Origin of the sequence: Okeanomitos corallinicola TIOX110 (genome assembly GCF_038050375.1) — a bacterium.
Classification (GTDB): Bacteria; Cyanobacteriota; Cyanobacteriia; order Cyanobacteriales; family Nostocaceae; genus Okeanomitos; species Okeanomitos corallinicola.
In genome coordinates, this window is record NZ_CP150887.1 from 143,885 (window position 1) to 163,607 (window position 19,723).

Genomic DNA, 19,723 nt, shown 5'->3' on the forward strand with positions numbered 1-19,723 from the left:
TTATTTTATTCATAGGGACACTGTTCTGTGTTCACGGTGTGGCTTTTCTGTTTTCTCTCGGCTCTTAGTTCTCGTAAATAAAACGCGAACATATTTCCCTTGATCTTACCCCCTCTTTTTCCTTAACCGAGCAGTATTGACCCCGAATTAGGTTAAATGTTAAGCCAACAACGTTAGCATCAAGTGTAGCTGCACCTCCTCCTCCAGCTTGTGAACTCTGTTGGGCAAGTGTCACAAAGAAGTTTTCTAAACTGCTTAAAAAAATGGCATGGGCTGGAGTTGTTAGGGTATCAAGTAAAGCAGTAATTGTGATAATTGCAGTCACAAGATGCCAAAAACGGATTTTTCTGCCTAAATACTTTTCTAAAATTGGTACTGTGCGAATTACATAACCAATGCTCAAGAAAACAATGCTGGCACATCCCAAAATGGTTACGAATATGGGTTTTGTTGCCAATAAATAAATTGCTGTTGCTAGAGATATGAAGATGAATGATAAATCAGTACGGTTTATTTTCTGGTTTTTCATGTTTCTGAATGAGTTAGCAGATGAAAGTAAGTTAAACTGAGAATTGCGAGATTGTGTGTTATTCATTTTTCTTTCCTCTGTTAAATTTCAATGTTTATCAAATGTTTTACAGATGCTTTCAGCTATCAGATGGAAAATTATTTTGGTGTAAAGATTTGTGATTTGAATTTGTACCTCATACGGAAACTGCTGTAAATCAAACTGGTTTTAAAAATTTGTGCTTTTGGTACAATGCACAGTGTCAGCAGTTATTGAATTGAACCAAAAAAACACATCTTTAAAATTAAACGTAACGATTCAGGATTCACAAATCAGAATAAATGAGAGTTTTAAAATCAAACTATTTTGGATTTTAGTTAGATTTTAGATTGAACCTATGCCGAAACTCAGGGGAACTGTCAATGAATTTTAGTGTTGGATTTTAGATTCATTACCCGATTGATTCTATTTTGTGAATTGTCACATTTTTAAAATTTTGTTCTTTTCATCTTTAATCCTTTTCATCTTTAATCCAAAATTGAAAATCTAAAATTCTGTTATTAGTTGTTGAGAAAACAACTTGCTGATGTAGATTACTGCTACACTCAAATATTCTGACTCCTGACTTCTGACTCCTTACAATTAAACTTGCATTTCTGATTTTTTGGCTTGTTTTTCTTGTTTTTGAGTTGGTTTTTTCTGCTGTCTACTTTTATCAGGTTGACTAGAACGAGTTGATTGTTGATTATCTAGTAATGCTTCCATTTCTCTAAGTGGGATATTACATTGTTTAATTTCTGGTGGTTCTCCTGGTACTAAAGCTGCATCAAGCACTTGTTCGTTATCACGGTTGGGGTTAAATCCTTGAAGTAGTTGTGTACCATTAGATAGTTTCACTATTTCAAAATCGTACTTGGGTTTACCTTTTTCAGCCCAGGTAAATGTCGGTTCTTCATCACCATTAAATTTGTGAGGTAGTTGTTTTTGAAACTTTTGCACTAATGCTTGGGCGGTAGCTTTGAGGGCGTATTCTGATTTTGATTGTGGTAGTTTACAAATACCAATTTTTTCATCAGAGGTGAGATTATCTTGTGTAATTTCCCATTGTCCCTGAGTGCAAGTACCCGCAAATAGTGTTTCACCTTGGGTATTTTCTAAAGTAATAGCTACGTCCGCAGATATCCCTGTTTGTGCTGTTTGTTTACCTTGTTGTTTCACCCCCTGTTGTTTCACTGTTAAAGTTTTGTTACTAGAAATAGGAATACCATCTTCAGGAGTTTTGTTAAATAATTCACTGGCAACATCAGCAAATCCTACTAAAGCATCAGCACAGGCTATTTGTTGTTGTTTGGTTTGGCGTTTTGTTAGATAGTCTAAAACGTCGTTTTCTGGTTGGTTTTGGGAGTTAATTGGAATATTTTCTTCAGCATTTTTTGATTCTGTTATAGAACCATTTTGTTGTGCTGCTATTTGTTTTTCTAGTCGGTCAACTATCTTTTCTAAACGGTCAAGTCGTTTAGAGATACTTTGCAAGTAATCTTCAATTTGTTGGAATTGTTCAATGATGCTGGCATTTTTATCTAATTCAAAGGGTTGAGTTTGATAATTAGGGTCTATAGTAGAACCTAATTTATCTACTTTAGAACCAATTTTCATGGTGGCTACTGCCAATGGATTATTTTCTGTGGATGCTTCAAATGTTGAATCTGGGAAATTTTCAGGATTTGAAATATTTACAGAGTTTGAAGTATTTGAAAAGTCGGGAGTAGTTGAATATTTTGCAGGATTTGAAGGATTTATAATTTCTGATGATTCGGGGTTTATTTCCTGTAAGCGACTGGTGAGGTTATCTACTCGGTCATTCTGCTTTTGTAGTTGTTTAAGAATTCGTTCCAGTCGTTTTTCATCAGCTTCGGCTGCAAGTTGTTCTAAAACTCCTTGTCCTACAGCTATTCCTAAAGTTGCTAGTTGACCTGTTAATCCTGCTAAGTTTACACCATTTATTTCTCTTCCGTTTGTGGCTGCTGTGGCACTTAAACGGGAAGCTTCATCTAGTGGTTCTCTAGATTGGGATTTTTTGGTGGTAGTTTTATTATTTGGTGTTTTAATTTGGGTTTTTGTTTGTGTTTTGGGTTGAGACTTACTTTGGGTTTTAGTTACAGTTTTTGTTTGAGATTTAGTTGGAGATTCACTAACACGACTCTGAGGTAATTCGTCTTCTTCATCTAAGTTATCTAGGTCATCTAGTTCATTGTTGAAATCGTCGTTTAATAGGTCGTCTAGTTCGTCGTCTATTTCATCTATTTCTTCGTTTTCCTCATCTAAATCTAGTAAATCATCATCTAATTCATCATCTAAATCATCCAGTTCTGTTTCTGCAAAACCGCAAATTTCAGCGATGTTGGAAGGGGTGAAGTAGTTTTCATCTTTGTCGGTGATTCCTTCTAGGTTTTTGAGCAGATATTTACCACTGGTTCTGTGACTGGGGTCGCTGGTAAGGTAGAAGCGATAGCCTCTAATTTCTTCATCATCATCTCCTCCTACGCAGAGTTCTACGGTGATGGGTGCTTTGCCTGATGCTTTGCTGTAATTTTCTACACAGGCTTTAAAGTCTTCGTGAGATTGGATAGAACCGTTTTCTAGTGATTGAGTAATGGCTTTATCGAGTGTGTTTTCTATATGGCGGAGTTTGCGGCGGTCTGTCAGGTTTTCCCATGAGCGAGTTTGTGTTTGTTTTCGCTTTGGTTTGGTTGGTGTTTTGGTAGCCATAGTGACGATGACGCTGGTTGCCTTAGTTGGTAAGGTAACAGGGCTTTGTCTTTGATGGCATTAACCTTTTGGCTATTTCTTTTTTGTCCACTTGGCTATTTTTGATTGTTTCTGGTATGAAATCGCTACCATCACAAAGAGTAAATGCGGAAGTGCGGACAGAAAAGAGTATCGCTACATCTGTCAAATAAATCTTTCTAACGGTAAAAATTTTTATTAGTTGTGAAAATTGATAAACTAGAGCTATGATTTATTACATCAACGTAATATAATAGAAAGTGAGTTGGGAAATAGAATATACGAATGAGTTTGAACTTTGGTGGCAAACTCTTAGAGAGGAACAACAAGATGATATTGTCAGCGTTGTTCAAATACTGGAAGAAAAAGGAACTCAATTACCCTTTCCTTATTCATCCGATGTTAAAGGTGCAAAAAATTCCCACCTTAGAGAGTTACGTATTCAAAGCGGTGGTAAACCAATCAGAATCTTTTATGCTTTTGACCCGCGACGAGTTGCAATCTTACTTATTGGTGGAGATAAAACAGGAGATAAGCGGTTTTATGAAAAATATGTTCCTATAGCAGATCGTCTTTATGAGGAATATCTTGAAGAAATTAGTCGGGAGGGTTTAATATGACAGGACATAAAAAGTTTAGCAATCTTACTAAAGATTTCTCCGCAGAAAGAAAAACCAAAATTGCTACTCAAACAGCTAAATTAAAAGAGGAAATGACATTAGCTGAATTACGCCAAGCTTTAAAAATATCTCAAGCTCAATTAGCTGAGAAATTGCAAATTAAACAACCTGCTATTTCTAGATTAGAAAATCGTACTGATATGTATGTTAGTCATCTGCGAGAAGTTATTGAAGCTATGGGAGGAGAATTGAAAATAACAGCAATATTCCCTGATGTGGAAGTGACAATTACTAATTTTGAAGATTTGGAACTGGAGATTGATGAGTAGGGTTTGAAGATAGAGAAAAAGCTGAGATTTATTTTTTAAATTTTAGAGTTTTGCTAATGCTAAAATGTAAATGGTTATAAAAAAAGGGAATATCAAGCTATGACACTTGCTAATTCATCAATTACTCAACACTATACAGTTGATATTGAACCGGAAGGACGTTTAACTCTACCCCAAGAAATCCAACAAATTCTTAATTTAGAATCTGGAGATAGATTAATTTTAACTCTGGAAGATAGTGGCAAACTCCAATTAGTCAGTCTTAAACAACAAGTTAAAAAATTAAAAGGTTTATTAAAAGATAAATCACCTGATAGAAATTTGGTTGATGAACTCATCCAAGACCGCCGACAGGAGTATTTAAGTGAATAAATCTGTGTTAGATGCTTCTGCCTTTTTAGCTTATCTTAGAGATGAGCTAGGAGCAGAATCTGATTTACCATCTAGTAACATTTTAATGGTAAATAACCGTCGTTTTCACCTGAATATCAACATTCAGTTTCTTCCGCAAAACATTAAAAATAGCAGTCAAATTATCCATCGTTGGATTACCTTTTGCTGATAACATACGATGTAAACTCTTACTCGGTTTAGAAGTTTCAATTGCTAATTGTTCAAAACCTACCGTTGCATTGACAATATCTCTCAAAATCAGTCTTGCTGTTTCTGGTTCACCATTCAGGAAAAGAGAAATAGCCTCATCAAGTAAAGCGATCGCAAACTCAGAATCTCTTTGCACTCGTGCATTAACGGTTTCTTTAAAGTCTCTAGTTAGTGCCATAATAATTACCTCTTCTCTTTATTATCGTTGTCAGTTGCTTGCTCTTTGCTAACTTCTTTTTTTCGTCTTTTGTACTCTTGGTATAATTCTTTAGCACGACTAATATCAGATTGCTGATTTTTCTTTGTTCCCCCACCAAATAAAACTATAAGCTGTTTACCATCTTGAGCTAGATAAATCCGATATCCAGGACCCCAATCAATCTTATATTCACCAATTCCATCAAACCATTTAACATTTGATGTATTGCCTAATTCCAAACGAGACTTAGCAACTGTTACCTTCGCAGCTGCTTGAGCATCCAAGCTATCAAACCATTCTTGGTAAGGACTTGAACCATCTTCTTTAATATATTCTTGAACTTTTATAATAGACATACTGCTATAGTAACTTATGTGTTACTATAGCAGTATGATTTTAAATAAACTTGTAGTAGTGCAAATTGTAAAAAAATGAGTCAGATTCAAGAGTTACATAAACAGGCTATGGATTTAGCCGAAATGGCACAAGTTGCTAAACTTAGAAATAACTCAGATTTAGCTGTCCAATTAGGGGTAAAGACAAGATACGCGCAAAATATAGCACGACGTAAAGTTTTGTAACAAAATTACTCAAAAGCCTAAATTTAACGTCTCCTCAAGTGCTGGTGGAATCGCATCAAGATCAATCAGATAATCACCAAAACGCTTAATATGACTGGTTAAATAAGGACTCAAAGCCGCTAAATCTTCTCGCTCCCAGAAAAAACCTTCTTTTCTTAGCTGAAGCAAAACCTCAGTTAAATCAACCACATTATGGAAAATAACAGCATTAGCTACTAAATCACCGTACTTAATCGTCTTCTCTTGCTGTTCAGGGTCATTACTAGCAATCACTCCTTCCCCTCCAAAGCAAAACCATTTAGAAAAGCCATTATAAGCTTCAACTTTATTAGTCATGGCTGTAATTTGTTGACGTAACTTTTGGTCAGAGATGAACCGTAATAAAAAAACAGTTCTAATAACTCTCCCTAACTCACGAAACGCTTGATAAAGTTTATTTTTTCGACTATAGTTTCCCAACTTTCGTAACAACATATCTGAAGAAATTTTGCCTGATTTAATAGAAAGAACCACTCGCAATAAATCTGACCAATGAGTTTTGATAAGTTCCCAATTAATTACCCCTTTAAATAGAGAATCAATATGCTGATAAACCGTCTCCTTATCAGGACGATAGAAAACCAAATCTTGCCAATTTCTAATGCGAGGCATAAGTTGAATACCTAACAAATATGATAAAGCAAAAACAGGAGTAGACTGTCCTTGAGTATCAGCATGAATAATCGACGGTTGAATGTCTGATTTGTTCTTGAGAAGCCCTTCAATAATATATACAGCTTCCCAAGTTCCACAAGGAATAAAATGACTAAACAGAGCTATATAACTATCAGCAACATGATGATAAGCAATCCCCCCATAACCACCATAGCGAATATGATATTCCGAAAGTAAATTTTGCTCGTAGAGATCATATTTAGTTCCATCAGCAGCAGCCGTCGTCCCGTCTCCCCACAACTTAGTTAAAGGCATCACATTGTAGCGATTAATAATATCAACTAGAGCAGCATTGAGTCCTTTTAAACTAATATGTCTCTGATTAACAAAAGTAATCATTCTTGACGTAACAACGCCTCTCATGTGACGTGCCGCTTGCGCCGCTCCTAAATTGCATCCATAAGTAAAAGTGGTTAATAAATAGCGTTCTGTAGACCGTTCTAATTTTGAATCAGAACCACTCATTGGACCAAAATGTCGAGTAAAATTTGTCCAATAGTCCACATCTCTAAGAATATCAATTAAATTACGCTCTGGCATTCTTTCAGAAATTACAGCCTCTAAGTTTTTGAGAGAAGCACTCTCACGATTAGCTAATGGACGTTTTAAAACAGGTTCTCCTTGCTCGCTAATAACAACAGATGTATTGTTGGGATAACCTAGATCTATTTTGGATGCTGTTTGGGTTAATGAATTTTTTAGATTCTCGACAAAATTTTCAGCCTGAGTAGGAAAGCCTAATTGTTGACAGTATGCTTCAACCAATGGCTGACAGTCATTCCAAGAAAGTAATTGTTCTCGATAATCAGCATAAGCCTCGCTGTTAAAGACACAAATATCCCCTGACTTTAGTTCAGCAGCGACATAAGAGAAAATACAAATCTCAAAATGGCGACGCATCACTTTAGTGACATCTTTAGACTGAACTAGCACTAACTTTTGCCATGGCTGTGAAACAAAAGATAAATCAACTTCTGTTCCTATCCACTCCCCTCGGCGATGGGAATTAGACAGTAAAACTTCCACGGCTTTAACTAATTTATCATCACTACTGGTAGATTCTATTTTCAGGAACTTAAATAATCGAAAGAATGCACTCCGATGACTTTTATAAAACCGCCATAATAAAGGAAAATAATTATTTCCTTGATACGCATTAATTTCTTCACACTCAGTTAATAGTTGTTCAACTCCTCCCGTTTGTTTGAAGATACTTTCCAATTTCTCTAACGGTTTTGAATCGGGGACATCTTCATTGAAAACTACTAGGACATCGGTGAGGACAGATATTAATTTTTCTGTGGTTATCTGCTGTCTTTTTCTGATAGAGTCTAATTCCTCAATAGCCAGATTATGGATTTTTTTCATCTGCTTGAGGAACATTTCTACTAGGTAATCACGAGTCTGCACTTGAGCAGAATAAATGAGGCAAAGAAGTAAGGTTAATTGCTTATTCAGAGTAATATCCTTCATCTCAGAAGCAGTAAGAGCTTTAGCTTCCGAGGTAAAATGTTTGATTTTCGCCCTAGTTAGTCCTTGAAGATAGGGAGCGATTTCTCCCAATGTTTCTAACCAAGTTAAATGGACAATTAAATCATTAAGATGATTTCGACTTGATTTTTGAGGAAGTTTTTTCAGGTCATTATAAGGACTGCGTTCAACTGCTGCGTAATTATCTAATAAATCCTTTAATCGCTGGATATATTCAGGATTAAGTTGACTAATTACCTGGGAGAATATCTGTTGGTTTACTTCTTTTCTGAGATGATTAACTAAACGGTCTAAGGTATTAAAACCAGGGAGTTCATAGCGTTCTTTGACAACCTCTTCAATGGCTACATTGATTAAATCGGCTGGATTATCCATCCTTAATGCTGATTCAGTGATAACTGCTGTGATTAGAGCCTTGCCTTTTTGATTAAAAGCACTCACCTGGAGATAGGAGCGAATCGCTTTTTTGTGACGGGATAAAGTTGATGGATATTGATAGCTAAAACTTCTATCTTCTTGAAGATCCAATACTGTCCGAATGTGGTTGATAATAGCGAGAGGGATGTCTGTTATTTTGGGAAAATAGCCTAATCTCTGAAATACTTTGAGTAAAACTAGCAAATTAAAATGGTTTTCTTCCCCAGCCGTAACTTTTAAGGCGAATGCTATTTCTATCCTCGTGGGAGTGTAAATTTTATCAAGTTCATTGGCGGTATAGTATCGTTTGAATCTAGGATAAGCTGTCCGTTCAATTGATGCCACGAGTGAGAGAAAAAATGGTTATTTTCAGTTTACAGGAGTATTGTTATCACCCCCTTAACTCAATCTGTCCAAAAAGATTCAAATCTTTGGGGGGACATCTGTGTGTAGCGGACTGTATGGTGAATGTTCTTATGTCCTAAGTAGTCTTGAATCGCTCTGGTATCATGTCCTTGTGAAGCAAGATAATAACCACAAGCATGACGTAGTTGATGAGGATGAACAGATTCCTCAAGTCCGGCTAATTCTCCGGCTCTGGCTATAATGTGACGGATAGTTCGGGTGGAAAGGGGAGCTTTGCGCTCGGAGACGAATACATACTGGGTTTGGGGATAATCTCGTTTAATCTGACGTAATGATCTCAATTCAGGAGCGCGTAAGGGATGAGTGCTATCATGCCCGTGTTTTACTCTTCTTATCTCTATATAGCCGTCGTTCAAATCAATTTGTGACCATTTTAGAGAAACTAACTCTGCGGTGCGAAGTCCATGCCGAAACATTAGTAAAATAATGGCTGCATCTCGAACTCCGTGTCTACCGAATGAATGCGCTGCTTTGATTATCGCTTCTACTTCTTTTGGACGCAAATATTCCCGCTCTCGCTTTGACGCTACTTTTACAGGGGGAGGAGGGTGAGAAACCATCTTTGCCGAAAAGGGAAGTTGGGGTGGTTAGGTAAGAATGGCTGAAAGCTTGATGCTCTGTTGCTCTCTTCATTATACATTGCCTAAATTGACTCAAACTAGGCAATGTTTGAAAGACATAAATACATGACTACTTTACAAAACTTTACGTCGTGCTAAATTTTGCGCGTATCTTGTCTTTACCCCAATTATCCCGACAAGCATTTGAAAAAGAACGATTAGCAGCAGAATTAATAACCAATGATTTAACAGCAGAACCAACCCGTTCAATATTGTATCGTAGTGCTGCAACTCTAGCAATTGACTGTGGAGAAATTCACAGCGCAGAGCGTTTAATTGCAGTTGCTTTATCAGGAAATCCGCCAACTGAAATTGCAGAAGAACTCAAAGATTTATTTGTGCAAATCAATATTCATAAATATTTTGCCCGTCGTGGTTTAGTATTTGATGAAGCTAAACTTCAGATTCTTAGTTAAAAATTAACTTGAATCAAAAAAACCTCACTTTTATTTATCACTATGCTGAAATTTTGTAAGTTAGAACTTGATTTATAATTTGTTGCTTTAACGAATCCGCCGCAACTGAAGCAATAATTTCCCAATCGTTTTCTGTCAACATTACCCCAAGTAGTTCGCGTAACACCTGATGATTAGAAATAAACTCCTCTCCAAAAAGTTCATCTCTCTGCAACACTGCTTGGATATGTTCTCTAACATCAGATGTAGGTAATCTTAATCTTGCCAATAACTTCTCCCTTGCAGTAGCAGATGCTATGGAAGTTGCAGTCCCCAAATTCCAATCTTTGAGCAATAAGCGCACTTCCCGATTCAAAGAAATCCGCAAAGTTTTTAAACGATAAAACAATTCAGGATTCAACAACAGTTGTTCAAAACTAGAACCCCAATCTAAACCAGCACCAATATTACCACCTACTTCTTCCTCAGCTTGAATACTTTTTCTCAACCATTCTTCATTCAGCAATAAATCCATCGGGTTAGCTAATTCTTGGTTAGAGGTGAACGGAATATAATTAGATTCTTGCTGACTCATTACTTATCCTCACTGCTTTTGTTATAAGAACGCCATACACCGTACTCAAAATAAACCAGATTATCGTAATCTTCATCTTGCCCTAAATCTAGCATTCTTTGATTATCGTAGAATTTTTCTGTCCCTGGTAAAGAATGCAAGCCTACCCTACCTTCATAACCTAGTTCTAAACTACGGGTTCGGGCAAATAGCAGAAATGCACTACCAACACCTTTATATCGTGGTGGGCGCTGGACATCCTTGCGATTCCAAGGTGCTGTAGCAATTCCATCAATATATACTAAGCGTCTACCCTCTGTGATGCGTGAGCCGTGCATCTGAGTTTCCATCAGCATCAATCCTTGGGTTTCACCTTCACATTCTATGGCATAACCTTCACGGTTTGAACTGCTGGCGATAAATCTCAGTTTAAACTCCCAATCCCAAAATTTATCAGCTTGTGTATATAAATTTAGTTGGCTTTTCCACAGCAATAGATAATAGTCAACGTGCTTTTGTGCCAGTTCCACCAAATAAGCATTTACAAGGGTGCTATCTTCACCACGAATTAGCTGAACTTGCAGTTGCACTCGTTACTCCTTGTTGATAAAAATGACTGTGGTAATAACCTAAAATAGTATCATTGATAGCTAAATTTCTTGAGTGCAGCAAGTAATATTTACCACCGTTTATATAAAACCATCGCCTACTTGATCAATTCAATTCTATATTATGACTTTGATTGTGGTTGGTATTATTTGATATTTCCTGTTTACTATTTAACGAGGTCTGGGTTGAGTATAGAGATTGCCCAGAGGATATATTTGCAGATAATCGCTCCCTTTGTAAAACCATCTCCTCTAACTCACTAGCTGCTGCTTCTGAAAGCGGAAATATCTCCTCACCAGTATACATATTCCCTCTACAAATCGTCCGGTTATTCTCATTCCGCACAATAAAATCACCACTACGCTGAACATAAGCTGTCCACTGTCCACCAATCTTAAATTGTTCAATTTCCTTACTTTCAGATTGATTAGCTATTCGCTGTTGGTAAGTAATAGAAATAGCTTCCACCAAATTATCAAACATTTCCTTCCGCCAAAATTCCCTATCAATACCTCGCAACTCCACAACATTATTTAACTTCGGTTTTGATTCTGATAATGTCACATCTGACAATTCTATCGAATCATCATTAATTTCAACAGTATCTAACGTATCTTCTGATTCTATCAAGTTCACATCTGACAAATTTTTATTTTCTGCTGTAGATTCATACAAGATTGAATTTGAATCAAATTCTAATAAAGTTACATCTGAAAATTCCCTCAAATCATCATCTTCAACAGTATCTAACTTATCTTCTGATTCTATTAATGTAAAATCTGAAAATTCCCTTAAATCATCTTCTTTTACAGCATCTAACATATCTTGTGACTCTATTAATGTAAAATCTGAAAATTCCATCAAATCATCATCAACTTCAACAGTATCTAACATATCTTCCGATTCTATTAAGTTCACATCTGGCAACTCTATCGAATTAGCATTAACCTTGAGAATAATACTAGAACCTTCTGGTTTCAACGTAGCTACAAACTTAGTTCCAACAGGTAACTTAGGACTATCAGGGGCAAAAGTGCCTAAATTCTGACCATCAATTTGTAATATCGGTGTACCGTTATAACGATAAAACTCTGGGTGTGATTCAGGTAATTCAAAAACGCCTACTTCTAAAGTTACACTCCGCTTTTTCCATTGCTGACTGGCAAAATCCTCATCAGCAAAATCATTGTATTTAATCCCCAAAACTTTGATTTCTTCAAGCTGAAATTCCTGAAGTTGCTGACATACTTCTTCTGTAAATAAATTATATGCCAAAGCACCTACACCTGTATTTTGACGTGATTCTGCCCAACAATGGTCAGCAGGAGGAATAATTCTTAAATCTCTGGGTATATGCAATTCATCTAAATCATTAAAGTTATCCCCAAATTTAGCTGTTAATTTTTCTGCTACTTTCGGTGATAAATCTTTGAATGCAAATTCAATTACAGGTAACTGGGGATGAATTGTAGCATCAAATTCAATTCCTTTTCGTTCTAAAGTTTCTTTCCATTTAATTGCATTCTCCCCAAAAGGAACGCTCAAAACATAAGTATCTTTTGGTAATGCTGCACTGGGCATTTCATAATTATGCTCAAAGGAAAATGTAGTTTCTATCTGTTCTGCTAATTCTAAACATTGCTTACGATGTCTATCTAATTCTGGGCGGGTGTGTTGTGTATGCCACAGTGCTGCTGCACCTTCTAACCTTTCCTCTGGTGTGGTGAATAATTCATCTATTTCTGCTCGATAACTATCGTAAAGTTTGCCTAGTTCTTCATTAAATGCTTCTCTATTATCTCCTACTCTTTCTTTAATTTCCTCTCTCGATTGTTGAAATCTAGTTTTTAATTCTTCTGCCCATTCCAAAGCATCTACTGATAATGTTTCTTTGGGAAATAAATAACGAAATTCATGTCTATCTCTGCTGCGAATTCGAGTAGGTTGCCATAAGGGATTTACTACTTCTCTGGCTATGACATTTATCGCTCCTGGGGCATCTGCTGGCATGGCAAAGGAACGATACAGCCGTTCGTCTTTTTTAAAGTCAAAAAAGTAACTCGGATGGGATTCTGACCATTTTTTAGCATCTGCTAATAAGTTCGCACCTTCAATTTCTTTGATGTCTTCTAATCTTTCGGCACTTTTGGGTGAATCTACTTCTACTTGTAGTGCCTGAAAAAGACGATTTAGCAGTTTTCTTTGTCGTCTGGTAAATCGTTCGATATTTTCACCTTCACGGGGCGTTGATGACTGCACTCTTCCAATGTTTGTTGCTACTAATCCTACTTTGTTTTGGTTGGCAACGGCGGCTATTTGTGCTAAGTCACGGTATTTTAAGTTGCCTTGTTCATCTGTGATTTCTGTATATGCTAGTTTAGGACGCTGTTTAACTGGTTCAAATCTGCCTGGTTCTCCTGCGCGGAGTGTTTCTTTGGCAATATTGGGTAGTTTACTTGCTGGACTCACCATTAATTGGTCGCCGTCAAAGTCTGCTTGGTGGTATTCTTCAGCGTCTTTGGGGTGAATCCAAACTACGTTGCGTGTTTTCTTGAGTTCTGGGTCGTGGATGTTGTGGTAAAGGCGGATGTTGTCTGAGTTGACAATGGGGTAACGGGTGAGAATGACTTCTCCTTCTGGTAGGTGAGGTACACAAATTTTACCTCGTGGTAAAGTATCAGATGGCATGGCCATTCCTGAACTATGGCTGTATCCACTTTTAATAGCTAAGTCACGCCATTGATTGGCGATATAATCAGTGGCAAATTTGCGAAATTTGGGTGTTTCAATTAGTTGACCGTATTTATCGCTGCGGAGTAGGGAAATCCAGCGCGATTCTTGTATTTGATTGTTGGTATTATTGTCTATTTCATTAATTGTTTCTTCTGTTTGTTCTTGTTGGGATTGTTGTTGTTTGTCGTATTGTTGAATGATGTATTTTGCTAGTGCTAATGGATGGCGTTGTAATTCGGCTAGTTGTTGGGCTTTTTCTTGGGTTGGTTGAGTTAAATCTTGTCTGATTGCTGCTTCTGAGTACCAAATGGTAAACTGCCAACTGTTATCATAGCTGGTGGCTTTGGCATTACCTCGATTACCTATTACTGCTTGGGTAAAGTTGTATTCACCGCAAGGAATCAATTTTTTCAGATGGGATTTCTTGATGCCTTTGATTGAGGAAATATCTAATACAATATCATAACCTTGGGCATCGGTTAATTTGGCATCTGGTAAGAAAGTTCCTTTGGCTAAAAAGCTGGTTTTGGGATATTTTGAATTTATACAATCACTTTCTTTATCTTTTGAAAAAGTTGTTTTATATAAATTTGTAGATGTCAGATTTACACAATCTTTTTCTTCATCTGTTAAAAAACTTCTTTTAGTTAAATTTGAAGATTTCGGACTTACACTATCACTTTCTTCTACTCTTATTCCTCTGTTACCTCTGTGTCCTCTGTGGTTAGATATTTCATTACTTGTGTGTACGTCCTGAGATTCCGATTTATCAGTTGTTTCACCCCAAGATTTCATCCATGCAAATCGAAATTGTAATGGACAGTTGCGTTCTCCTCCCAGTTGTTTAGCTAGTCTTGGTGAAATCTTACCGTGACAGTCTCCGGTTTTATAATCAGCATATTGTGGGTCTGTAAAGTCTACGATTTTAACTCGTAAGTTGGTAAATGTTTCTGAACCTTTATAGCAATTACTAACTAATAATGAACCATAACGACAAGCGGTATCGGGTTCTGTAGCAAATAATTGTCTGATTTTTTTACGCAATGTATCATCAGCGAAGTAATAGTTATCGCCTGAACTAAAGGCTAATTTGCGTTTTATAGCATCTTTAAATGTTCTGGTTTTAAGATGATTTGCATCTGGATTTTTACTGTCAATTTTTACCAGGAGTAATGATTGTAATTCTTCTGGCTCAAATATTTGTGCTAATAGGGAGTTTTTGATGATTTCTGGTTCTGATAAATATCTTCCTTTGCCATTGTTGTACGACCCATCAAAAATAGGTATACTCAGTCCAGAACCTTCTATGATTTTAGTAGTTAAATCCATTACCAGTAATCTATTAGATAGCTGATCTAACAACGAATCGCACTTCTAATATTTATCCTGGCATGGAATTACACCCAGTGAAATCATCCAAGTGGATATTTTACTCTTGGCGCGGTGACTAAGGGTAAATCTAGCGAAAATGAGTGGAAAAGGAAGCCGATACAAAAAAGCTAACTAAGGTATTGTTGATGAAAGCGATTTTAATTTGTATTGAGCGCAGATGAGGTAACAAAAAATGATTGCTGTAAAAGATAAGTTTCCTAAGTTAACACCCGAAGAATATTTTGTCTGGGAAGAAAAACAACTGCTTCGCCATGAGTATATTAATGGTGAAGTTTACGCTATGAGTGGGGGAACTCAAAATCATGGCCGAATTGCTAGTAATATTATTTTCATTGTTAAGGGTCATTTACGGGGTAGTGGTTGTCAGGTTGGTAATTCCGATTGTCGTGTAAATATTTTGGAAACAACAGATTATGTTTATCCTGATGTGAGCGTTACTTGCGACGAGCGCGACCGGACTGCAATCCAAGCAATTCAATATCCCTGTCTAATTGTTGAGGTTTTATCTCCCAGTACAGCCAGTTATGACCGAGGGGATAAATTTAGATTGTATCGTCGCAATCCTAGTTTGCAAGATTATGTCATGGTTGATGCTGAGAAAATAGCGATTGATTTATACTGCAAAAATGATCTCGGTAATTGGGAAATTTTTAATTATCAGTTGGGGGATAATATCGAGCTACGAAGTATTGATTTAAGTTTTCCCATTGAGTCGGTTTATGAGGATATTGTTTTTGAGGAATTAGGATAAATCGCTAGTATTTGTAAGCTATTACGCCGCTAAATTTAATATTTTGCAGCCTAGAGTCCTTCTAATAAGGCTTTTGGGCAAAAAAGCAAATGCGTAACAGCTTATCAGTTTGGGAATGAATGAAGCCACACCAAAGTAAGTAGGTGGACAGAGAAAAACCGAAGTATGTAACAAAAAGTAAAGTTGCCCAAAACCTGTTCCCTGTTCCCTGTTCCCTTGTTATAACAGTCACAAATCAAAATCAAGGGTAAATGTTTCGCCATCAGCATCTTTGGGATTTTCTGGTGATGATGGAGTTGAAGGAGGCTGGTCTTGTTGGCTTGGGTTTGTAGCAATCGGGGTGAAAGCTGGGGTATGTGTAACTATTTGTTGCATGGGGAATGCACCCTTTTTGAAAGCAAAATAGCAATCAATGATAAAGTAAAGCGTTTCTAAGTAACTTTTATCTAGTTGCTGTGATTCGGCAAATATACGTTCTCGGTAGCTATCTTTAATCCGAACTTTTTCCGGTGTCATTGGCTTCTTTCCTATTTAAATTAGTTGATTCAAAATTCGCCATTACCCCTCAAGCTCAAATCAGGGGCGGTAAATCAGGAGGACTACGGATTCTTGTTCATCATGGCTTTTGCAATCCCTAACAATCCACAGGCATTCGCTTCTACGGGGTTATCCAGAATTTTAAACCCGTTCTTCTCCAATAGCTTCTTAAATCCAGGTAACAAGCAACCTCCACCAATTGCCCAAATTTCATCCCCCTGGTGCTTGGCATCTAGTGTCAGGCTTACGGGTTTCTTTAGGAATTTTTCATACCAATCTTTCAAACAACTGGTGTAGATATCTTTAATATCAATGTCACGACTGTATCTGGTATGTCCCCTTTCCAAACAAAATCGAATCTGGGAGGCGTTGCCGATTTTCCCTCCGTTGAGACGTTTCATTTTTTCGGCAATGTCTTCGATGAGAACTTCTACACCTGCGGGGTAGGGAGTGTGAACTTCTCGCTTTCCCTGGTTGTAACGAGAATAAAGCGTAGTTCCATTACCAAAATCTAGGACGGTGAGCTTGGGTGGAAGTTGATGCCCAAACAATGCACCCATTCCTTCTGGAACAACTTTGATTATTTCTAGGGTTACATCTGATTTTTTGCCCGCAAGTATTGGTTGATATTCTCCGTTGAGTTCTTGTTTTAAATCTTCTGCTAGTCCTATGTCATGTAAGCTGACGACTAATTTTAAATGCCAAGCTTTACGATGCGGCAGATGTGCTAATCCACCAAATAACATCAACAGTGCATTTTTAATTTTGTTTTCGTTGTGGTCTGTGTTGCGGTCAAAATGATAACCTGTACGAAAGGCAGATTCTCCCACGGTGTAAGCTGCACCATCTAAAACGATTCTTCCTGGTACATCTTCCATCTCGGCTGTAGAAATATAACTGGGGATACGAACTACTTCAAATCCATCTACGAAAAGTTTCAAACTGCCGTAACCGTTATCGAATCCTGCTGGAAAAATTTTTTGCAAGGCGTGAATGTTGGGCATGGGGGTCAAGTGGGATACAAAAAAAGGGTGGCACAAAAATACCCTAAGTATCTCCTATATATACCCTAGATAGGGGCTAAAAGTTTAATTATTTCCAATTTTCGCGTTAGGGTATATTTATCCCATAAGTAACCCCTACATATACCCCAAATTATTTTATTTTAGCAAAAGATACCCTAAGTATCACCTATATATACCCTATGTAGGGTTTGCTGAAAAAGTCGAAAAAAACTTTGAGGAGAATTGAGTGGGTAGTCAAGCAGAAATAAAGATAAGTTTTTGTTGTCTAAACTTCACTAAATAATCAATTTCACTAATGAACCAAGGGAAAAAAGACGTAATTCTGAAAAATTGACAAAAAAATCCCCACAAAAGCCTTGATAACAGGGTAGAAAGATTCATAACTAAGAAGGAAATAGCAATCGAAGTTAAAGAAGTATGAGGCAATTTAGCCATGACTCTACCCAGGCTAAATCTTCTTTTCCCTTGTCCGAATTTCCCCTCAATAGAATTACGAATCCGTTCATCTTCTTGTGCTTGTTTCTTTGTTTCTTTACTGACATTTTTAGGTGGTCTACCCAGTGGTGGTCCACTAATTCTAATTCCTCTTTCTTTACACCAATCTCGATTCTCCCTATTACGGTAAATTTTATCTACATGAACAGATTCAGGATAATATCCGGTGTAATTTTTGTAGGCTTCTACTTGAGATTTTAAGTCTCCTGATTCATTAAAATTATCCCAACTAATATGGTCTAAAAATACATAACCATTGAAATAACTAGCTGAGAACTTTGCCCCAAATTCCGTGTTTTTAGCGGCTTTACCACGTACTATCGGACGAATATGTGGTTGACTTAAACTGACTATCCTGTCTTCTATACTCCGTTTCTCATGTTCATATAACCATAGTTGTTGACGATACACTTCTGCCACTACTAGCAACATTTTATATTGTCTGTTGCTCAATTCTAAGAGTGACGCACCCGCATTCATTAGTTGTTGAATATAGGCTAGGTTTCTTTTGATATATTGCAGTTGCTTCTTGATAGCTTTTCTTCTTTCAGCGGATTTTACTTTCTTTTTTCTGGCTACTAATAAATATTCTTTTCTGGCTATTTTTCTGTAGGTTCTTGGTTTGTTGCTATTTTTTACTTTTACAGAGTTATATAATATATCTATTATTGTTTCTGTGTGCTTTCTGGCTTGATTTAATAATCCTAAATCTGTGGGATAACTGATGTCTGCTGGCGCACAACTAGCATCTAATATTAATTTACCTCGATTCTTCACCTCACTTTTTGAATCCTCGACTTCTGACTTTTTTGCTTTTACTTCTTCCTCCTCTTGACTTTCTAATACTTGTTTGACTATCTTTTGATTCAATCTGTTTACTAGGTTCATATCTATTCTTTCTCGAAAATGAACTAGCATTGATGGGTCAAATGGGGAATGATTACTATAGGCTGACATTCCTATAAAGTATTGCAGATAAGGGTTTTCTCTAATCTGTTCTACTGTTTCCCTATCACTTGTTCCTAGTTTCTCTTTAATTATTAATGCTCCCAATGCCATTCTAAATGTTTTGGCTGGTGCGCCTAAAACTTCAGTAAATATGGCTGCGTATTCTGCAACAAAAATTCTGTCCAAGGTATTATTTTCGCCAAGATTACCCAACGGTTATCTGCTGCTAGTTTTCCCCCAAAGGGTAACTCAAATTCTTCCGCTTGCGTGTCTTGTTGTTTTTGTTTGCGATACATTTTGATGCACCTTGATGCAAGGATTTTTACCTATTTTACACCTTTTCCTTGCACCTTATTCCTTTTTTCTTACCCTTAAACTCTTTATTTATCTGGCTTTTGGCTTTATTCAGCAAGCCCTATGTAGGTGATATTTAAGGGCTAAAGGGAATAGCCATAATTCTCAAATTTTTCATTGGGGTATACATAGCCCCTATAAAACCCCTTTATATACCCTAACTGAATTTTAGCTAAAACAGCAGAAGCCTATTTTTGGACTTTTTTAGAAGGAAAAGTTGGACAACCTGTCCAAAATCTTTTTCAAGTCACAGCAAAAATGGACTCTACCACCCAATCACATAAATTATGGAACCCACATTCCGCACCCCAAACTGTCACAGTGGGAAATTACGGAGATAAAAAATCAAAGTTAGCATAAAAACAGACATATACAGTGAAAAAAGGCATTTGAGAAACAGTAAATCACCAAAAATGGCATCAAAACCTATTCTCAATAAGAAGCAATAAGAATGAACACCACCTGGAGAAATTAACAGATAAAGAAAAGAAGATATTCAAGAGAAAAATCATAAAATAGATTAATATTTCCAGGATAAAAACGAAATTATAGACATAACAAAATGGAGCTATACATCAAAGATATTAGCTCATTTTTACTTATATAAATGAACTT

Annotated in this window: 18 protein-coding genes and 1 pseudogene; 6 read left to right on the plus strand and 13 right to left on the minus strand. The window is 36.7% G+C overall.

Translation table 11 applies throughout. The features are described 5' to 3' along the window. Positions 1-64: 64 nt before the first annotated feature. Together WJM97_RS23455 and WJM97_RS23460 are read right to left on the minus strand one after the other, a co-directional pair. On the minus strand, positions 65-595 hold the full coding sequence (locus WJM97_RS23455; protein ID WP_353933288.1) for a hypothetical protein: 531 nt from the start codon (positions 593-595) through the stop codon (positions 65-67). A 555-nt stretch (positions 596-1,150) separates the two neighbouring features. Beyond that, on the minus strand, positions 1,151-3,277 hold the full coding sequence (locus tag WJM97_RS23460) for a hypothetical protein (protein WP_353933289.1): 2,127 nt from the start codon (positions 3,275-3,277) through the stop codon (positions 1,151-1,153). 278 nt (positions 3,278-3,555) lie between these two features. On the opposite strand from WJM97_RS23460, the gene WJM97_RS23465 reads away from it, so the two are divergent. From WJM97_RS23465 to WJM97_RS23475, 3 genes are all read left to right on the plus strand, one after another. Beyond that, positions 3,556-3,915 (plus strand): type II toxin-antitoxin system RelE/ParE family toxin, encoded by a 360-nt coding sequence (locus WJM97_RS23465; protein WP_353933290.1) that lies wholly within the window; start codon positions 3,556-3,558, stop codon positions 3,913-3,915. Then, positions 3,912-4,244, plus strand: a complete 333-nt coding sequence (locus WJM97_RS23470) for an XRE family transcriptional regulator (protein ID WP_353933291.1) — start codon at positions 3,912-3,914, stop codon at positions 4,242-4,244. Before WJM97_RS23465 ends, WJM97_RS23470 begins: the two co-directional genes overlap by 4 nt. A 99-nt stretch (positions 4,245-4,343) precedes the next feature. Continuing rightward, entirely contained in the window at positions 4,344-4,616 is a 273-nt protein-coding gene (locus WJM97_RS23475; protein WP_353933292.1) for an AbrB/MazE/SpoVT family DNA-binding domain-containing protein, read from the plus strand. An 82-nt stretch (positions 4,617-4,698) separates the two neighbouring features. On the opposite strand, the gene WJM97_RS23480 is transcribed toward WJM97_RS23475, so the two are convergent. Together WJM97_RS23480 and WJM97_RS23485 are read right to left on the minus strand one after the other, a co-directional pair. After that, positions 4,699-5,025 (minus strand): transcriptional regulator, encoded by a 327-nt coding sequence (locus WJM97_RS23480; RefSeq protein WP_353933293.1) that lies wholly within the window; start codon positions 5,023-5,025, stop codon positions 4,699-4,701. A 5-nt stretch (positions 5,026-5,030) separates the two neighbouring features. Continuing rightward, positions 5,031-5,402, minus strand: coding sequence for a type II toxin-antitoxin system RelE/ParE family toxin (locus WJM97_RS23485; RefSeq protein ID WP_353933294.1), 372 nt, complete (start codon positions 5,400-5,402; stop codon positions 5,031-5,033). A 75-nt stretch (positions 5,403-5,477) separates the two neighbouring features. Between WJM97_RS23485 and WJM97_RS23490 the strand changes: the two genes are divergently transcribed. Then, positions 5,478-5,627 carry a hypothetical protein gene (locus WJM97_RS23490; RefSeq protein ID WP_353933295.1) on the plus strand — a complete coding sequence of 50 codons (150 nt, stop codon included), beginning with the start codon at positions 5,478-5,480 and terminating at the stop codon, positions 5,625-5,627. 9 nt (positions 5,628-5,636) lie between these two features. Here WJM97_RS23490 and WJM97_RS23495 read toward each other — a convergent pair whose 3' ends face one another. Both WJM97_RS23495 and WJM97_RS23500 read right to left on the minus strand, forming a co-directional pair. Then, entirely contained in the window at positions 5,637-8,594 is a 2,958-nt protein-coding gene (locus tag WJM97_RS23495; RefSeq protein ID WP_353933296.1) for a Tn3 family transposase, read from the minus strand. Between the two features lie 59 nt (positions 8,595-8,653). Beyond that, complete coding sequence (locus tag WJM97_RS23500) at positions 8,654-9,235, minus strand: tyrosine-type recombinase/integrase (protein ID WP_353933297.1); 582 nt, start codon at positions 9,233-9,235, stop codon at positions 8,654-8,656. Between the two features lie 152 nt (positions 9,236-9,387). Here WJM97_RS23500 and WJM97_RS23505 point away from each other — a divergent pair, with 152 nt between their 5' ends. Next, positions 9,388-9,711, plus strand: coding sequence for a hypothetical protein (locus WJM97_RS23505; protein ID WP_353933298.1), 324 nt, complete (start codon positions 9,388-9,390; stop codon positions 9,709-9,711). 40 nt (positions 9,712-9,751) lie between these two features. On the opposite strand, the gene WJM97_RS23510 is transcribed toward WJM97_RS23505, so the two are convergent. From WJM97_RS23510 to WJM97_RS23520, 3 genes are all read right to left on the minus strand, one after another. Continuing rightward, positions 9,752-10,285, minus strand: coding sequence for a hypothetical protein (locus WJM97_RS23510; RefSeq protein WP_353933299.1), 534 nt, complete (start codon positions 10,283-10,285; stop codon positions 9,752-9,754). Next, entirely contained in the window at positions 10,285-10,854 is a 570-nt protein-coding gene (locus WJM97_RS23515; RefSeq protein WP_353933300.1) for a GNAT family N-acetyltransferase, read from the minus strand. Before WJM97_RS23515 ends, WJM97_RS23510 begins: the two co-directional genes overlap by 1 nt. A gap of 124 nt (positions 10,855-10,978) precedes the next feature. Then, on the minus strand, positions 10,979-14,935 hold the full coding sequence (locus WJM97_RS23520; RefSeq protein WP_353933301.1) for a hypothetical protein: 3,957 nt from the start codon (positions 14,933-14,935) through the stop codon (positions 10,979-10,981). A 235-nt stretch (positions 14,936-15,170) separates the two neighbouring features. Here WJM97_RS23520 and WJM97_RS23525 point away from each other — a divergent pair, with 235 nt between their 5' ends. Further along, positions 15,171-15,749, plus strand: coding sequence for a Uma2 family endonuclease (locus WJM97_RS23525; RefSeq protein WP_353933302.1), 579 nt, complete (start codon positions 15,171-15,173; stop codon positions 15,747-15,749). Between the two features lie 228 nt (positions 15,750-15,977). Here the strand turns inward: WJM97_RS23525 and WJM97_RS23530 are convergent, their stop codons facing one another. The 4 genes and pseudogenes from WJM97_RS23530 to WJM97_RS23545 all read right to left on the minus strand — a co-directional run bounded on the left by WJM97_RS23530 (position 15,978) and on the right by WJM97_RS23545 (position 19,620). After that, positions 15,978-16,265, minus strand: coding sequence for a hypothetical protein (locus tag WJM97_RS23530; protein ID WP_193962134.1), 288 nt, complete (start codon positions 16,263-16,265; stop codon positions 15,978-15,980). A gap of 83 nt (positions 16,266-16,348) precedes the next feature. Then, the gene (locus tag WJM97_RS23535) at positions 16,349-17,290 is read right to left on the minus strand and encodes a ParM/StbA family protein (protein ID WP_353933303.1); all 942 of its coding nucleotides are present in this window, start codon (positions 17,288-17,290) and stop codon (positions 16,349-16,351) included. A 255-nt stretch (positions 17,291-17,545) separates the two neighbouring features. Then, positions 17,546-19,050, minus strand: a protein-coding gene (locus WJM97_RS23540) for an IS5 family transposase (protein ID WP_353933304.1) whose coding sequence is annotated in 2 segments (ribosomal slippage) — positions 17,546-18,928 and positions 18,931-19,050 — 1,503 coding nt in all. Because the reading frame shifts where the segments join, the coding sequence is not laid out codon by codon here. Between the two features lie 374 nt (positions 19,051-19,424). Beyond that, a pseudogene (locus tag WJM97_RS23545) lies at positions 19,425-19,620 on the minus strand (C4-dicarboxylate ABC transporter). Positions 19,621-19,723 lie beyond the last annotated feature (103 nt).

Coding starts and splice junctions, on each gene's coding strand:
- WJM97_RS23455 (WP_353933288.1), bottom strand. CDS start 595: ATGAATAACACACAATCTCGCAATTCTCAGTTTAACTTACTTTCATCT.
- WJM97_RS23460 (WP_353933289.1), bottom strand. CDS start 3,277: ATGGCTACCAAAACACCAACCAAACCAAAGCGAAAACAAACACAAACT.
- WJM97_RS23470 (WP_353933291.1), top strand. CDS start 3,912: ATGACAGGACATAAAAAGTTTAGCAATCTTACTAAAGATTTCTCCGCA.
- WJM97_RS23475 (WP_353933292.1), top strand. CDS start 4,344: ATGACACTTGCTAATTCATCAATTACTCAACACTATACAGTTGATATT.
- WJM97_RS23480 (WP_353933293.1), bottom strand. CDS start 5,025: ATGGCACTAACTAGAGACTTTAAAGAAACCGTTAATGCACGAGTGCAA.
- WJM97_RS23485 (WP_353933294.1), bottom strand. CDS start 5,402: ATGTCTATTATAAAAGTTCAAGAATATATTAAAGAAGATGGTTCAAGT.
- WJM97_RS23490 (WP_353933295.1), top strand. CDS start 5,478: ATGAGTCAGATTCAAGAGTTACATAAACAGGCTATGGATTTAGCCGAA.
- WJM97_RS23500 (WP_353933297.1), bottom strand. CDS start 9,235: ATGGTTTCTCACCCTCCTCCCCCTGTAAAAGTAGCGTCAAAGCGAGAG.
- WJM97_RS23510 (WP_353933299.1), bottom strand. CDS start 10,285: ATGAGTCAGCAAGAATCTAATTATATTCCGTTCACCTCTAACCAAGAA.
- WJM97_RS23520 (WP_353933301.1), bottom strand. CDS start 14,935: ATGGATTTAACTACTAAAATCATAGAAGGTTCTGGACTGAGTATACCT.
- WJM97_RS23525 (WP_353933302.1), top strand. CDS start 15,171: ATGATTGCTGTAAAAGATAAGTTTCCTAAGTTAACACCCGAAGAATAT.
- WJM97_RS23530 (WP_193962134.1), bottom strand. CDS start 16,265: ATGACACCGGAAAAAGTTCGGATTAAAGATAGCTACCGAGAACGTATA.
- WJM97_RS23535 (WP_353933303.1), bottom strand. CDS start 17,290: ATGCCCAACATTCACGCCTTGCAAAAAATTTTTCCAGCAGGATTCGAT.